This window comes from Xanthomonas sp. WHRI 10207, assembly GCF_040202975.1.
Taxonomy (GTDB): Bacteria; Pseudomonadota; Gammaproteobacteria; order Xanthomonadales; family Xanthomonadaceae; genus Xanthomonas.
The window spans coordinates 129,894-145,457 of sequence record NZ_JBEGDX010000008.1; the positions used below are offsets into that span (position 1 = coordinate 129,894).

Below are 15,564 nucleotides of genomic sequence, written 5' to 3' on the forward strand. Positions count from 1 at the left end.
CGCCAAGGGTCCCGCGACGGTGAGCGGGCAAGGACCAGTCGAGACGGTCGATGCGCAGACTATCAACAGAGCAGTTGGTAAATGTCCGGCCCGGTTTGCTCGCTCTTCAACAAACCACCAGCGAACTATTTGGTGCGGTGTCCTCGCCGATTGCGGGACCGTTGGCGGCATGGATGCCGCCATCGAGCCCCCAGGGATGGGTTTACGGCGTGTCCCGCGAGCGGTGAGGGCACCGCGCCCTCGACTTCTTCGCATTTTGCTGCAGGGCCCTTGCCCGCTCACCATCGCAGGACAGGCTGCAAGTACGCCGCATCCATGCCAAGTAAGGTCTGCGACGGTGAGTGTGCAAGGACCAGTCGAGACGGTCGGTGTGCAGGTGCTGGCATGGAATGCTGTACGTGGCGAGCAATCAGCGCCCGATTACCAACTCCACATCCGCCTTGGCCGGCAACTCCACCGTCACCGGTGCGCTTTCCACATCGTCGGCCTGGCGCATGGCGTTGCCGCTGCGCGATAGCCGCGCCAGCACTTGCACGGTATCCAGCGACGACAGCGCACGCGTCGGCATCGGGCTGTCGCCATCGTCCAGGGTGATGGTCAACGGCAGCTCGCTTAGCGTGTGCTTTTCCACCGCAACCGGCATCGGCGTGCCGGCTGCGCGTGCGATCACGAATACGCTGGTGTCGCCAGGCAGGCCGGCACGCTGCGCGAACGCCGCATCCAGCGACACGCGCACGCTGATGCGCTTGCCGGCATATGTGTCGGCGGTGGGCGAGGTTGTCAGCGGCGCAAGTTTGGCTTCCTGCCGCGCAGCGTTGATCTGTTCGAGCAGGCCGGGCCGGGTGGCGGCGTCGACCACGCTCAGTAACGGCTCCCAGGTTGCGCTGGCCTTGGCCGGTTGACCGGCCTGACGCTGCACCACGCCGAGAAACCAGCGTGCGCGCTGATGGTCCGGTTGCACCACCAGCGCGTGTTCGAGCAGACGCATCGCCTCCGGGTCCGGGCGGCCGCTGTCGTCGGAGAGCATGCGCGACTGCGCGGCTGCCACCAGCACGTCCGGCTCGTCCGGGCGCAGCGCCACCGCGCGCGCAAACGCGTCGCTGGCCTCGGCGAATTTCTGCTGGCTGGACAACGAGCGCCCCAGCAACACCCATCCTTCGGCCTGATCGGGGTTGCGCGCCAGGGCGGTGCGCAGCTGCACGATGGCTTCGTCCAGGGTGCGTGGCGTGGTCGGGCGATCGGCCACCTGTTCGATCGCCGACGGTGTGCCGACCAGCCAGTACAGCGCCGCGCTTGCGGCCAGCAACAGCACCGCAACGCTGGCGGTGACACCGCGTGCTTCGCGCCACAGCGGGCGCAGCGCCACGCCGAAGGCAAGCAGCGCGACCACCGCAACCGCAAGGACAAAGCCGACCATCACCACTCCTGCTCATCGGCGGGCAACGCGGGCGCCGCAGCGCTGCGTCGACGCACCACAACCATCACCACCACCCCGCCCAGCAGCAACACCAGCAACGGGCCGAACCACAGCAGCCAGGTGCGCGATTCCACCTGCGGGCGATACAGCACGAACTCGCCATAGCGGGCGACCAGAAACTGCCGTATCTGCGCATCGCTGCGGCCTTCGTGCATCAAGGCCAGTACCTCGCGACGCAGGTCCTGCGCAATCTGCGCGTTGGAATCGGCCAGCGACTGGTTCTGGCACTGCACGCAACGCAGCTCTGCGGTCAGCGCATGGAAGCGCGCTTCTTCGGCCGCCGAGCGGTATTGCAGCGGTGACGGATCGCCGACCGGCTGGGCCAGGGCCAGCCAGGGCAATAGCAGCAGCGTGAGCAGCCAGGCGCGCATCATTGGGGGGCGTGCAGGTCCGGTGCGGCGGTGGGCGAGCGCTCGATCTTGCTCAGCATCGGAATCAACTGGGTGTCGATGATGGACTGGGTGAGCATGCCGCTGTATTTCCAGCGCACCACGCCGCGCCCGTCGACCAGAAAGGTTTCCGGCGCGGCAGCGATGCCGAAGTCGATGGCGGTGCGCCCGTCCTTGTCTGCGACCACCAGCAGATACGGGTTGCCCAGCTGCTCAAGCCAGCGCAAGGCATCGGCGCGCTCGTCCTTCCAGTTGTAGCCGATCACGCGCACGCGCTTGGTCAGCGCAAAGCGACTCAATACCGGGTGTTCTTCGCGGCAGGCCGGGCACCAGCTGCCCCACACGTTGATGATGTACGGCGCGCCGCGTAGCTCGCGCGCATGCACCACGATGCTGGGGTCGTGCAGCAGCGGCAGCGCGAACTCCGGCGCTGGTTTGCCGATCAGGGCCGAGGGGAGGGCATCGCGATCGCCCTGACCGGAGCGCACCACCGCGTAGACCAGCAGCGCTGCAAGTGCGAGCAGCAGCACGATGGCCCCCACGAGTACGGCAGTGGGCAAGCGGGGCGAACGTGACTCAACCATCTTGGATCTCCGGAGAACGACGAAAACGCCGGTCGGCCGCGGTGACCAAGCCACCGAGCGCCATCAGCAACGCCCCCAGCCAGATCCAGCGGACGAACGGTTTGAGGTGGACGCGCACCGCCCAGGCCTGATTGCCCAGCGGTTCGCCAAGCGCGACATACAGGTCGCCGAACGGGCCGGGGCGGATCGCCGCCTCGGTCAAGGTCTGCCCGCCGCTGGCATAACGCCGTTTTTCTGCATGCAGCACGCCCACCGGCGCATCGTCCTTGAATACCTGCAGGTTGGCGCGGTCGGAGACGTAGTTGGGCCCGCGCAGTTCTTCCACGGTGTCGAAGTGCAGTGCGTAGCGGCCAATCTGCACCTGCTGGCCCGGCGCCAGCGCGACTTCGCGTTGCAGGCTTAGCGACTCCACCAGCAAGGCACCGGCCAGAAACACCGCAACGCCCAGATGCGCCAGCACCATGCCCAGCATTTCGGCAGTGAACTTGCGCCCCTTGGCCGCGCGGCGGGTCCACAGAAAGCGCGCCGTGCCAAGCATCACCCACGCCGCGCCGGCCACGCCGATGGCGGCTTTGAGCTGCCCTTGCGGCGCCATGAACCAGGCCAGCACGCCTGCGGCAAGCGCCAGGCCTGCCCACGGTGCCAGCATCGCCAGCGGCCGCGACGCCTGCTCACGCTGCCAGCGGGTGAGCGGGCCGAACGGCAGCAGCGCCACCAGCGGCGCCATCAACACCACAAACAAGGTGCCGAAGTAGGGCGGGCCCACCGACAGCTTGCCCAGGCCCAGCGCATCGGCCAGCAACGGATACAGCGTGCCCAGCAGCACCATCGCGCAGGCGCAGGTGAGTAGCAGGTTGTTCAACAGCAGCAAGGTTTCGCGCGAGCTGCCGGCAAACGCGCGGCGCGGGTCGTTGCCGGCGGACATGCCCGGCGCGCGCAGGACGTACAGCAGCAATGCGCCACCGACCACGATCAGCAGAAACACCAGGATGAACAGCCCGCGCGACGGGTCGGCAGCGAACGAATGCACGCTGGTCAGCACGCCCGAGCGCACCAGAAAGGTCCCCAGCAACGACAACGCAAATGCCGCAATGGCCAGCAGCAAGGTCCAGCTGGCGAAGCTGCCGCGTTTTTCGGTGACCGCTTGCGAATGCAGCAACGCGGTGCCGACCAGCCACGGCATGAAACTGGCGTTTTCCACCGGGTCCCAGAACCACCAACCGCCCCAGCCGAGTTCGTAATACGCCCACCAACTGCCCAGTGCGATGCCAACGGTGAGCATCGACCACGCCACATTCGTCCACGGCCGCGTCCAGCGCAGCCAGCGCGCATCCATGCGGCCTTCCAGCAGCGCGGCGATGGCAAAGGCGAACGGCACCGCAAAGCCGACGTAGCCGCAGTACAACATCGGCGGATGGATGATCAGCCCCGGGTCCTGCAGCAGCGGATTGAGGTCGGCGCCTTCCAGCGGCACCGGCAGCAGCCGCGCGAACGGATTGGAGGTGAACAACAAAAACGCAAGGAAGCCGATGCTGATCAGTGCCATCACCCCCAGCACGCGTGCGATCACCTGCGCCGGCAACTGCCGCGACCACAGCGCCACCGCGCCGGTCCACAGCGCCAGCACCAACGTCCACAGCAGCAGCGAGCCTTCGTGCGCGCCCCACACCGCCGAGTAGCGGTAGATCACCGGCAACAGGCTGTTGGAATTTTCGGCGACATAGCGCACCGAAAAGTCCTGCACCAAGAACGCATGCGTCAGCAGCGCGAAGGCCGCGGCGATCAGGCCCAGCTGCACCAATGCTGCCGGGCGCGCCACCGCCATCCAGTTGCGGCGCCCGCGCTGCGCGCCAGCCAGCGGCAATGCGGCCTGCACCAGCGCGACCAGCAGGGCCAGGACCAGCAGAAAGGTGCCGAGCTCAGGAAGCATGGGGAGCTCGGGATTGGGAGCAGAGACTCGTAGACCGCTGCCGCGAACCGGCAATCAAGAACCGGAGCAGGCCGGACACAGGGGCGTTACCGGAACAGGTGTTTCCTATCGTGGTGTCATGTTCGTTGTTGGAACACGCAGCTCCTGTCGCGGTGCCAGGTTGCTTGGCGTGCGCGGCCGCGCGGCGGCGTGCTGCCTGGCGGAACTGGAGCGACAGCATCAAAGACGGGTAAGCCATCAACGCGGCACGATCCGCGCCGATGTCAGGGCTCTCACTTGCCTGCGCTTGCCGGTGATCCGGTCTGCCGCCACTGCTTCCGACCGTCACTGCGTCACCTTGCCTGGGGCAACCTGGTGCTTGCGATGCGCGCTGCCCATCTTGTCGGCCACTTCCTTCGGCATATAGGTTTCATCGTGTTTGGCCAGCACGTCTTCGGCTACGAACACGCCTTGCTGCATACGACCGGTGGCGACCACGGCCTGACCCTCGCGGAACAGGTCCGGCAGGATGCGGTCATAACGCACCGCCAGCTGCGCATCGCCGTCGGTGACGCGGAACTGCGCTTCCAGCGAACCGGAGGCGCGTTTGAATGAGCCTTTTTCGACCATGCCGCCGAGCCGGAACCGGGCGTGGTCGCCGGCATCGCCGCGCAACACCTCCGACGGCGTGTACAGATACGCCACGTTGCGCTGCAAGGCCATCGCCACCAACGTGGTCGCCAGCCCGGCGGCCAGCACCAGCGCCAGCACCAGCCACAGCCGGCGACGACGTTGCGGGTTCATCGGGTCAGCTCCGCATCGCTGGGCACCGTGCGCTTGCGCTCGCGCAGGCGGCGCGCCTGCGCGATCTTCAAGGCGCGACGCACCTGCCAGCGGCCGGCGATCAGGTCCCACAGCAGCACCAGCACAAACACCGCGTAGGCGGCGATCACGTAAGGCAGATAGCTCATGCCGCGCCCTCGGCATCGCGCACGATCCAGGCCTTGCCGGCCTCGCGGCGCAGGTTGTCGGCGCGCGCGCGGGTCAGCAGCGACCCGGCGAACCAGAACTTGGTGCCGATCACCATCAACCACAGCGGCAGCAGCATGCTGGCATCGATGGTGGACGGGCCGAGCAGCCGAATGCTCTGACCCTGATGCAGCGAGTTCCACCACACCACCGAATAGCGGATCACCGGCAGCAGCGCCACACCGACGATCGCCAGCAACGCGGCCGCACGTGCCGCCTGACGACGGTCGTCGATGGCGTGATACAGGCCGATCACACCCAGATACAAGAACAGCAAAATCAGTTCGGTGGTCAGGCGCGGGTCCCAGTCCCACCAGGCGCCCCACATCGGCTTGCCCCATATGCTGCCGGTGAGCAACGTGATCACGGTGAATGCCGCGCCGATCGGCGCGCATGCCATCGCCAGGATCTCGCACACCTTGATGCGCCAGATCAGCGCGATCGCCGCATACACCGCCATCAGCCCGAACACGAACAAGCTCATCCACGCGCTCGGCACATGGATGTAGAGAATGCGGAAGCTGTCGCCTTGCTGGTAGTCAGCCGGCACCGCAAACAGCGCCTGCCACATGCCTGTGCCCAGCAGCAATGCCGCCAGCGCGTAGCACCACGGCGCCCAGCGCGCGGTAAATCGGTCGAAGATCGGAGGTGAGGCGACTTGGTGGAACCAGCGGACGACGACGTTCATGCGATGGCGATGGCTCTTGGCGTGGCGATGGCTTTTTGCATGGAGACAGCTCTCGGTACGACACCGCCGAACGACTTACGGTGTCCCATCAATGGCGCATCTGCAACATCGATCAGCTGAGCGAAATCCGGATCGCCGCCGCTGCCGCCAACGGTGCCAGCACAATGCCGATCACCAATCCGGCGCCCAACAACAACAACGCACCCACCGCATCCTGTCCTTGCCCGCTGGCCGCAACGCTGCCGGCACCGAACACCAGCACCGGCACATACAGCGGCAACGCCAGCAACGCCACGAGAATACCAGAGCGTTTCATCGTCACCGTCAGTGCCGCAACCACTGCGCCGAGCAGACTCAGTAACGGAGTACCCAATGCCAACGATGCCAGCAGCACCGGCAATTGGTCATGTGGCAGGTGCAGCAATTCGCCCAGTAACGGCGTCACTGCGATCAGCGGCAAGGCGCTGGTCGCCCAATGCAGCAGCACGCGCACGGCGATCAACCACGCCAGCGGCACCGGTGCCAGCAACCATTGCTCCATCGAGCCGTCTTCCACGTCGCTGCGGAACAGCGCGTCCAGCGACAGCAGGCCGGCCAGCAGCACCGACAGCCACAGCACCGCCGGCGCGGCCTGCGCCAGCAGGTCCGGGCGGCCACCCAGGCCCAGCGCAAACAACACCACGATCAGCAGCGCGAACAAGGCCGGCTGCAGCGCGTCGCTGCGACGGCGCCACAGCAATTGCAGATCGCGACGCAGCAGTGCGCGCGCGGCCTGCAGCAACGACGGTTGTGGCGACGGCGTGCTCATGCTGCGGCCTCCAGGGTGAGCATGCGGGTGCGCACCGGCGGGGCCGCGTAGGCGCCATGCGTGGTGACCAGCGCCGCGCCGCCACCGCGCAGATGCGCGGAGATCATCCGGTTGACCAAGGTGATGCCGTCCAGATCTAGGTTGGCGTAGGGCTCGTCCAGCAGCCACAACGGCGCAGGCGACAACCATAGCCGCGCCAGTGCCAGCCGTTTGCGTTGCCCGGCCGACAACTGCCGCACCAGGGCATCTTCGTAGCCGGCCAGGCCCACGATGGCCAGCGCGCTGCCGGGCATCTGCTTGGCCCGCCGGCCATGCAGGCCACACAGAAAGTGCAGGTTTTCCAGGGTGCTCAGATCGGCTTTCAGGCCGGGCAGGTGCCCCAGGTAGGCCATGAAGCGACTGCGGTCGCTGCGCCGGGCGGTCTTGCCGTCGATCTGGATTTCGCCGTGTTCCACATGCAGCAGGCCGGCCAGCACCCGCAGCAAGGTGGTCTTGCCGGCGCCGTTGTCGCCCTGCACCAGCAGGGCTTCGCCGGCATCGACATGGAAATCCAGCGGGCCGAAGACCGGCTCCTCATTGCGGCTGAAGGCCAGCGCGCGCGCCGCCAGCAGCGGGGGCGCAGTGTGCAGCGGTTCGATCATCGGCGCAGCGGGCTCCCGTCGCAGGACGGCATGGGGAAGGGCGGGACAGGGCGCGCATTGTAGCGACGATGGCCGCGGCACGGGCGCACCGCAGCGGCGCGATGTGTCCGGGAACGCTGTTTTGCGGTGAGCCTGGCCCAACCGCACGGCCGCTTTGCGTACACTCGCGGTCCCCCGTTTCTTGTTCCGGACAGGCACGATGCCCCTCACGACCAAGCTGCCCAAGGTGGGCACCACCATCTTCACCGTCATGTCGCAGCTGGCGGCCGAACACGGAGCGGTCAACCTGGGACAGGGCTTTCCCGATTTCCCGGTGCCGCAGCGCCTGGTTGATGAGCTGGCAGCGGCCATGCGCGCCGGCCACAACCAGTACCCGCCGATGACCGGTGTTGCGTCGCTGCGGCAGGCCATCGCCGGCAAGGCCCAGCGCTGCTACGGCGCACAGGTCGACGCCGACACCGAAATCACCGTTACCAGCGGCGCCACCGAAGCGATCTTCAATGCCATTCACGCCGTGGTACGGGCCGGCGAAGAAGTCATCGTGCTGGACCCGGCCTACGACTGCTATGAGCCGGCGATCGATCTGGCCGGCGCGCGCGCGGTGCATGTAGCGCTGCACCCGCAGACGTTTGCGGTCGATTGGCAGGCGCTGCGCGCGGCGATCACGCCGAAGACGCGACTGCTGATGATCAACTCGCCGCACAACCCGTCCGGCGCGATGCTCTCGGCCGAGGACATGCAGACGCTGACCGAACTGCTGCGCGGCACCGAAATCTTCTTGCTGTCCGACGAAGTCTACGAGCACATCGTGTTCGACGGTCGCCGCCACGAATCGGTGTTGCGCTGGCCGGAACTGCGCGAGCGCGCGTTCGTGATTTCCAGTTTCGGCAAGACTTACCACTGCACCGGCTGGAAGATCGGCTATGCCATCGCACCGCCGGCGCTCACCGCCGAATTCCGCAAGGTGCATCAGTACAACACCTTCACCAGCTTCGGCCCGGCGCAGCACGCGTTCGCCGCGATGATCCGCGACGAGCCCGAGCACGACGAGCAGCTTGGCGCGTTCTATCAGGCCAAGCGCGACCGCTTCCGCGAACAGCTGCTGACCACGCGCCTGATACCGCTGCCGGTGCCCGGCGGCTATTTCCAGCTGGTGGACTATTCGGCCATCAGCGATCTGCCCGATACCGAATTCGTGAAGTGGCTGACGATCGAAAAGGGCGTGGCCGCGATTCCGCTCTCGCCGTTCTACGAACAGGCACCGGCCGGTCAGCGACTGGCACGGCTGTGCTTTGCCAAGAACGACGCGACATTGGATGCGGCGATCGAACGCTTGCAGAAGCTCTGAGGGCCGGGAATCGGGAATCGGGATTGGGGAATCGGTAAGAGCGTTACTGGAATCCTTCTCGATTCCTGCCGGCCCGGAACAGGGAATCGTGAGCGCGTTGCTGGTGTCCTTCTCGCCCCTTTGACGTTGTCACCCACATAGCGCACAGACACCACCACACCCGCTCTACCCATTCTCGATTCCCGACTCCCCATTCCCGAGCCTCCTATGCACGACCTGCGCATCTCCCTGATCCAAGGCGATACCCGTTGGCATGATCCGGCCGGCAATCGCGATTATTACGCTGCGTTGCTGCAGCCGTTGGCCGGGCAGACCGATCTGGTGATCCTGCCGGAGACCTTCACCAGCGGGTTCTCCAACGAGGCCATCGACAAGGCCGAAGGCATGGATGGGCCGACCGTTGAGTGGGTGCGTGCTCAGTCGGCGCGGCTGGGCGCGGCAGTTACCGGTAGCGTGCAATTACGCACGCCCGAAGGCGTGTTCAACCGGCTGCTGTGGGCCACGCCGGACGGGGCGCTGCAGTATTACGACAAGCGTCATCTGTTCCGCTTCGGCAACGAGCACCTGCGTTATGCGGCCGGGCGCGATCGCCTGTGCGTGGACTGGAAGGGTTGGCGGATCAATCCGCAGGTGTGCTACGACCTACGCTTTCCGGTGTTCTGCCGCAATCGCTTCGATGTCGAGCGGCCGGGCCAGCTGGATTTCGATCTGCAATTGTTCGTCGCCAACTGGCCGTCTGCGCGCGCGTATGCATGGAAGACGCTGTTGCGCGCACGTGCTATCGAAAACCTGTGCTTTGTGGCAGCGGTCAACCGCGTCGGTATCGATGGCAATCAGCTGCATTACGCCGGCGACAGCGCAGTGATCGATTTTCTCGGCCAGCCGCAGGTGGAAATCCGCGAGCAGCCGCAGGTGGTCACCACCATCCTCAGTGCCGCCGCACTCGCCGAGCATCGCGCCCGCTTCCCGGCAATGCTGGATGCGGATACGTTTTCGTTGACGGAGTAGGGCGGAGTCGGCGGTCGGGATTAGGAATGAGAGAGTAGGGATTCGCCACAGCGCGCATGCTGCCGCCTGCGCCAGTATCGCTTACGCCAACCCCCAATCCCCAACCCCGACTATCCAATCCCCAATCCCCGCTACTCAGCCAGCCGGATTTCGTAAAGCTGCGGCCAACGCTTGCCGGTGACGAATAGCCGATCGTGCTCGGCGTCGTAGGCGATGCCGTTGAGCACATCGTTGCTGGGGTCGGTCAAGGTGTCGGCATCGGGAACCAGTGCCTTCAAGTCGATCCAGCCGATCACCTTGCCGCTGGCCGGGTCGATCCGTGCGATGCGGGTGGTGAGCCAGACATTGGCCCACAACTCGCCCTTGACCCATTCCAGTTCGTTGAGATTGTCCAACGGCTTGCCACCGGCGGTGACCTTGATGGTGCCGGTCTGCTGCAGCGTTTGCGGGTCCAGCCGGCGGATGCGGGCAGTGCCATCGCTCATGTACAGGCTGCGGTTGTCGCTGGTCAGCGCCCAGCCTTCGCCGGCGTAGGCGAAGTGCGAGCGCGGTGTCAGCGTGGCCAGGTCGTAGACGAAGCCCCGCTGGTTACGCCAGGTCAACTGAATCAGCCGGTCGCCCCAGGCCACGATGCCTTCGCCGTAGTAGGGCGCTGGCGTATCGGCCTGCTGCAGCACGCGGCCGGTTTCCAGCTCGACCTTGCGCACGCTGGAGTGGCCCAGCTCGCCGGTGCTCTCGTACAGATGCCCGTTGAGATAGAACAGGCCTTCGGTAAAGGCGGCGGTGTCGTGCGGATAACGATTGACGACGGTATACCCCTGGGTCGGAATCGTCTCGCCGCAATGCGCGAGCGACGGCAGCAACAGGGCGGCGAAGAGCAGTCTGTGGGCGATGCGTGACATGCGCGGATGATCCCACGGCGCGGCCGCTTCTGCAGCGCCATCCCTTGCGAGGCCCCGAGATAATGATTCGCTGAACGCGCGTTGGAGAGGTGCCGCCACCTTGTCGCGGCTGCCACATCGGCGCTGCTAGTCTCCGGCCACGTCCACCACCGGCAACGCACACATGATCAAGTCACTGTCTCTTTTCGCACTGCTTGGCGCGGCAACGCTGGCGCCGCAGGCACAGGCCGCCGGCAATATCGATTGCCAGCTGAAGTTCAACCTGTCCGGCTGGTCGGTGTTCTACAAGACCGCCAGCGGTACCGGCACCATTACCTGCGATAACGGGGCGGTCATTCCGGTCAAGATTTCCAGCAAGGGCGGCGGTCTGACGGTGGGCAAGTCCAAGATCACCGGTGGCCGCGGCTCGTTCTCCGGTGCCTACAGTCTGAATGACCTGTTCGGCACCTATGCCTCTGCCGAAGCGCATGCGGGCGTGGTCAAGTCCAGCACCGCGCAGGTGGTCACCAAGGGCGATATCTCGCTCGCGCTCGCCGGTACTGGCGAAGGCGTCGACCTGGGCGTTGCGGTCGGCAACTTCGTGATCGAACGCCGCAAGTAATGCGCGGGAGTTCTGGCAGCAGGTAGCGATGCCGCATGCGGTTTACTTGCTCGCGTTGCAGCCGATGTCAGCTGCGGGCAGCGGTTGGCTATGAGATCGACCAGGTCGCACCGACCCATCGATCGAAGCGGCAACCAAGTCGACCTCAATAAAAAACGGCCCCTCGCGGGGCCGTTTTTTTTAGTGCATGCAGCGTGGATCAGCGGCCGCGATTGCCGCCGCCAGGCGGACGACGGTTGCCGCCACCGGGCGGACGACCGCCCGGGCCACGCGGTGCACCACCGGGACCACCCGGTCCGCGCGCGCCGCCACCCGGACCGCCGGGGCCGCGATTGCCGGCCGCAGGTCCGCGGTTACCGCCCGGACCCGCCGGACGGCCGCCGCTCGGGCGGCTGGCAGGACGCGCGGCGCCATACGGGCTGGAACCCGGATTGGCATGATCGGACGGGAAGCTCGGCGCATTGCCCGGGTGACCATAGGGATGCTTGCGCTGCCCCTGGCCTTGACCCTGCGACTGACCTTGTCCACCGCCGCCGCCAGCAGCGCCACGGCCTTGACCCTGACCGCCGGCACCAGGACGCGCGCCGCCCGGACCCTTCTTGGCATACGGACGTGCCTGGCCGGTGCCAGGACCGCTGGGGCCGGCGTTGCGGTGGCCGCTCGGGCCGGTGCTCACGCCATCGGGCACATACCAGCTACGGAACGCGGCCGGGTTGCCATCCGGCAGTGCGCGGTCACCCTTGCCGGGTGCGCGCGGCTTGAACGGGCGCTGCTGCGACTGCCGCGCGGCTGCTTCACCGCTGACGGTGAGACCACCCTTGAAACCGCCGGGCTTGCCGCGACCGCGGCCACCGCGATCGTCACGCGGGTTGTCGAAGCGACGCAGCTCGCGGCCTTCATCGGCGCCGGAGGTTTGCCCATTGACGTAGGCATTGCTGCGGCCATCGCGCGAGACGTGCACGGTCGACTTGGCAGCGCGACGCTGGCCGATCACCGGCTGCAGGGTCAGTGCCGACGGCGCGCCTTCTTCGAGCTTGAGCTCGGCGCGCAGGGCGTCGACCTTTTCCTGCACCACTTCCACCGACTGCCCACGCAGCAGTTCGCGCGGCAGCGAGATTTTGCCGTAGCGGCTGCGCTTGAGGCGACTGACCTGGCAGCCCTGCGATTCCCACAGACGGCGCACTTCACGGTTGCGGCCTTCCTTGACCACCACGCGGAACCAGTCGTGCGAATCGGTGCCGCCGATACGGTCGATTTCGTCGAACTTGGCGCCGCCGTCTTCCAGCAGCACACCGCGCGACAGGCGCTCGATGATGGCGTCGGAGACGTTTTCTTCGCCTTCCGGTGCACGCACGCGGACCACGTATTCGCGTTCGACCTCGTAGGAGGGGTGCATCATCGCGTTTGCCAACTCACCGTCGGTGGTCAGCAGCAGCAGGCCAGTGGTGTTGATGTCCAGGCGGCCGATGGCGATCCAGCGCGAGCCCTTCAATGCCGGCAGCGACTCGAATACGGTCGGGCGGCCTTCGGGATCTTCGCGCGTGGTCACTTCGCCTTCGGGCTTGTTGTAGATCAGCACGCGCGAGGGCTCGGTCAGCGCGCTGGCCACGAAGCTGCGGCCGTCCAGCTCGATCTTGTCGCCGCTGCGCACCGACATGCCGGTCTGCGCGACGGCGCCATTGACCTTGATCAGGCCATCGGCAATGCGCTGCTCGAGCGCGCGGCGCGAGCCCAGGCCGGCCTGGGCCAGCACCTTGTGCAGGCGCTCTTCCAGCTTCGGCGCTTCGGGCGCGCTGTCGCGCTTGAGGGAAAGCTTGTTCAACGACAGCTTGCGGGGGGTGTCACTCATGTGTCTGGCTCCGGCCGACGCGTTGTGGGTCGGCCTCTGGGTCGGAATCGGCTTCGTCAACAGCCACGGTCGTCGTCGCGACGGCGTTGTCTTCGTCTTCGTTCACTGCATCCGCGCGCGTGCCCGGCGCGGTGTCGGGGTCGCCCTCGCGGGCGCTGTCTGGGTCTGGCGTGTGTTGCGTGTGCTGCGCCGAGGAGGCCTCGGGGTGGTGCGGTGTGTCGTCGCTCGGCGCGTCGGCGGTGTCGTCTGCCGTGCCGGCGTCGGCTGCTTCTGTATCGGCGGCATCGTCGGCGCTGGATGCCTGGTCGTCGTCGTTGCTGTCGCTGCCGACATCGCCATCAACATCGGTGCCGGTATCGATGTCGTTATCTGTTTCAATCGAACGATGCGAATCCGCTGCAACGTCCGAGTCGCTTTCGCTGTCGGTCGGCGCACTACCGCTTGCGTCAACGGCAGTTTCGGCATCTGCATCGGACGCAGCGGCAAGCGCCGTCTCCGTCTTCGACGCGTCCGATGCATGCTCAGCGGCATCGGCATCGGCGGTGCCACCATCCGCGTCGGACGCCCCTGCATCGGCCTGGCCTTGCGCCGCATCCATCGCTGCCGAGGCCGGCACCACGCCATCCAGCTGACCATCGCGGTCCAGCGGCAGCTGCGGTTCCAGTTCGGCAATGTCCTTCAACTCAGACAATGGCGGCAGCTCGTCCAATCGCTTGAGCCCGAAGTAATCCAGAAAGCCCTTGGTGGTGCCGAACAGGGCCGGCTTGCCGGGCACGTCGCGGTGGCCGACCACGCGGATCCACTCGCGTTCTTCCAGGGCCTGGATGATGTTGCTGCTGACCGCCACCCCGCGCACCTGTTCGATCTCGCCACGCGTGATCGGCTGGCGGTAGGCGATCAGCGCCAGGGTTTCCAGGGTGGCGCGGGTGTACTTGGTGCGGCGCTCGGTCCACAGACGCGCGACCCAGCCGTGCACATCGGCCTTGACCTGGAAACGGAAGCCCGAGGCCACCTCGACCAGCTCCACGCCGCGCTCGGCGCAGCCCTCGCGCAGCAGTTCCAGCGCGCGCTCGACGCTGCCGGGCGGTGCCGGCTCTTCTTCCGGAAACAGGCCCTGCAGCTGCGCCAGCGTCAGCGGCTGGCTGCTTGCCAACAGGGCGGCTTCGATAATGCGGGTGATCAGCGCTTGATCCATTCGGTGATCGGCTTCAGATAGGTTCGTTGGCAGCGTCGCTGTCATCGAATTCGCTGGAGAATTGCAACGGCGCATTGGTGTTGCCCAACGCCAGCGACTTCACGTAGATCGGCGCCAGCGGCGCCTCCTGCACGATGTCCAGCAACTGCTCCTTGGCCAATTCGAGCAGCGCCAGGAAGGTGACCAGCACGCCGAGCTTGCCTTCTTCGGCAGTGAACAGCGATTCGAAGCGGTAGAACTTGCCGTCGTCCAGGCGGCTCAGCACATCGCCCATGCGCTGGCGCACACTCAGCGCCTCGCGCTTGATCGCATGGCCGGTGAACAGCTCGGCGCGTTTGAGCACGTCGTACAGCGCCATCAGCATTTCTTTCAGCTCCACCGGCGGCGGCAGCTTGACCGCGGCACGCTCGGGCAGATGCGCCTGCACCGGCGCGCTGTCGCGGCCCATGCGGGGCAGGGTGTCCAGGTCTTCGGCGGCCTGCTTGAAGCGCTCGTATTCCTGCAGACGGCGCACCAGCTCTGCGCGCGGGTCGTCCTCTTCGCCTTCCTGGCTGGGTGGGCGCGGCAACAGCATGCGCGACTTGATCTCGGCCAGAATCGCGGCCATCACCAGATATTCGGCCGCCAGTTCGAAACGCAGTTCCTGCATCACGTTGATGTAGTCCACGTATTGCCGGGTGATCTCGGCGACCGGGATATCCAGGATGTCCAGGTTCTGACGGCGGATCAGGTACAGCAACAAATCCAGCGGACCTTCGAACGCATCCAGAATCACTTCCAGCGCATCCGGCGGGATATACAGATCCTGCGGGATCTGCAGTACCGGTTGCCCATGCACGACCGCCAGCGGCATTTCCTGCTGCTGTGGGTGAGCGCTTGCGGCTGGCGGAGTCGCGGCGTGCGCGAGTTCGGAATTCATCAGGTCGACATCGGGTCTTACGGTCGCCGGCCGCGGTCTGAGCCGCGCCTGCAGGGCTTTGCCTTGAGTTATTGCGATCAATGTCGTGCCTGTTTCGGCACGATCCCACAAATTCACATACGCCGATCCACATATCATCAGGCGCCGCGTGGCATGCGGCGACGGAACAGCGAGGAGGTCGTCTACGCGAGCCGGCGGTGGGCAGCGAAACGGTCGT

General features: G+C 66.2%; 16 protein-coding genes. 3 read left to right on the forward strand and 13 right to left on the reverse strand.

What is annotated here, in order from left to right:
• Positions 1 to 409: 409 nt before the first annotated feature.
• The 9 genes from ABQU90_RS20865 to ccmA all read right to left on the reverse strand — a co-directional run bounded on the left by ABQU90_RS20865 (position 410) and on the right by ccmA (position 7,525).
• Positions 410 to 1,417 (reverse strand): tetratricopeptide repeat protein, encoded by a 1,008-nt coding sequence (locus tag ABQU90_RS20865; protein ID WP_323522693.1) that lies wholly within the window; start codon positions 1,415 to 1,417, stop codon positions 410 to 412.
• Positions 1,417 to 1,851, reverse strand: a complete 435-nt coding sequence (locus ABQU90_RS20870; RefSeq protein ID WP_055852113.1) for a cytochrome c-type biogenesis protein — start codon at positions 1,849 to 1,851, stop codon at positions 1,417 to 1,419. Before ABQU90_RS20870 ends, ABQU90_RS20865 begins: the two co-directional genes overlap by 1 nt.
• The gene (locus tag ABQU90_RS20875) at positions 1,848 to 2,450 is read right to left on the reverse strand and encodes a DsbE family thiol:disulfide interchange protein (RefSeq protein ID WP_055852116.1); all 603 of its coding nucleotides are present in this window, start codon (positions 2,448 to 2,450) and stop codon (positions 1,848 to 1,850) included. The genes ABQU90_RS20870 and ABQU90_RS20875 overlap by 4 nt, the downstream gene beginning before the upstream one ends.
• A complete protein-coding gene (locus tag ABQU90_RS20880; RefSeq protein WP_323522695.1) occupies positions 2,443 to 4,380 on the reverse strand; it encodes a heme lyase CcmF/NrfE family subunit in 1,938 nt (645 codons plus the stop codon). Before ABQU90_RS20880 ends, ABQU90_RS20875 begins: the two co-directional genes overlap by 8 nt.
• A gap of 324 nt (positions 4,381 to 4,704) precedes the next feature.
• Entirely contained in the window at positions 4,705 to 5,163 is a 459-nt protein-coding gene (gene ccmE, locus ABQU90_RS20885; protein WP_055852120.1) for a cytochrome c maturation protein CcmE, read from the reverse strand.
• Positions 5,160 to 5,330 carry a heme exporter protein CcmD gene (locus ABQU90_RS20890; RefSeq protein ID WP_055852123.1) on the reverse strand — a complete coding sequence of 57 codons (171 nt, stop codon included), beginning with the start codon at positions 5,328 to 5,330 and terminating at the stop codon, positions 5,160 to 5,162. The genes ccmE and ABQU90_RS20890 overlap by 4 nt, the downstream gene beginning before the upstream one ends.
• On the reverse strand, positions 5,327 to 6,076 hold the full coding sequence (gene ccmC, locus ABQU90_RS20895; RefSeq protein ID WP_323522696.1) for a heme ABC transporter permease CcmC: 750 nt from the start codon (positions 6,074 to 6,076) through the stop codon (positions 5,327 to 5,329). Before ccmC ends, ABQU90_RS20890 begins: the two co-directional genes overlap by 4 nt.
• 112 nt (positions 6,077 to 6,188) lie before the next feature.
• Complete coding sequence (gene ccmB, locus ABQU90_RS20900) at positions 6,189 to 6,884, reverse strand: heme exporter protein CcmB (protein ID WP_039420296.1); 696 nt, start codon at positions 6,882 to 6,884, stop codon at positions 6,189 to 6,191.
• Positions 6,881 to 7,525 (reverse strand): heme ABC exporter ATP-binding protein CcmA, encoded by a 645-nt coding sequence (ccmA, locus tag ABQU90_RS20905; protein WP_055852134.1) that lies wholly within the window; start codon positions 7,523 to 7,525, stop codon positions 6,881 to 6,883. Before ccmA ends, ccmB begins: the two co-directional genes overlap by 4 nt.
• Before the next feature lie 199 nt (positions 7,526 to 7,724).
• Between ccmA and ABQU90_RS20910 the strand changes: the two genes are divergently transcribed.
• Together ABQU90_RS20910 and ABQU90_RS20915 are read left to right on the forward strand one after the other, a co-directional pair.
• Entirely contained in the window at positions 7,725 to 8,873 is a 1,149-nt protein-coding gene (locus tag ABQU90_RS20910; RefSeq protein WP_323522697.1) for a pyridoxal phosphate-dependent aminotransferase, read from the forward strand.
• A 207-nt stretch (positions 8,874 to 9,080) separates the two neighbouring features.
• Complete coding sequence (locus ABQU90_RS20915; RefSeq protein WP_323522698.1) at positions 9,081 to 9,881, forward strand: amidohydrolase; 801 nt, start codon at positions 9,081 to 9,083, stop codon at positions 9,879 to 9,881.
• Between the two features lie 131 nt (positions 9,882 to 10,012).
• On the opposite strand, the gene ABQU90_RS20920 is transcribed toward ABQU90_RS20915, so the two are convergent.
• A complete protein-coding gene (locus ABQU90_RS20920) occupies positions 10,013 to 10,783 on the reverse strand; it encodes a glutaminyl-peptide cyclotransferase (protein WP_323522699.1) in 771 nt (256 codons plus the stop codon).
• A gap of 163 nt (positions 10,784 to 10,946) precedes the next feature.
• On the opposite strand from ABQU90_RS20920, the gene ABQU90_RS20925 reads away from it, so the two are divergent.
• A complete protein-coding gene (locus ABQU90_RS20925) occupies positions 10,947 to 11,384 on the forward strand; it encodes a hypothetical protein (RefSeq protein WP_055852149.1) in 438 nt (145 codons plus the stop codon).
• Positions 11,385 to 11,583: 199 nt separating this feature from the next.
• On the opposite strand, the gene ABQU90_RS20930 is transcribed toward ABQU90_RS20925, so the two are convergent.
• The 3 genes from ABQU90_RS20930 to ABQU90_RS20940 are packed head-to-tail and all read right to left on the reverse strand — an operon-like array spanning position 11,584 to position 15,347.
• Entirely contained in the window at positions 11,584 to 13,233 is a 1,650-nt protein-coding gene (locus ABQU90_RS20930) for a pseudouridine synthase (protein ID WP_055852152.1), read from the reverse strand.
• A complete protein-coding gene (gene scpB / locus ABQU90_RS20935) occupies positions 13,226 to 14,503 on the reverse strand; it encodes an SMC-Scp complex subunit ScpB (RefSeq protein ID WP_323522700.1) in 1,278 nt (425 codons plus the stop codon). Before scpB ends, ABQU90_RS20930 begins: the two co-directional genes overlap by 8 nt.
• Positions 14,442 to 15,347, reverse strand: coding sequence for a segregation and condensation protein A (locus ABQU90_RS20940; RefSeq protein ID WP_055852158.1), 906 nt, complete (start codon positions 15,345 to 15,347; stop codon positions 14,442 to 14,444). The genes scpB and ABQU90_RS20940 overlap by 62 nt, the downstream gene beginning before the upstream one ends.
• Positions 15,348 to 15,564: the final 217 nt, after the last annotated feature.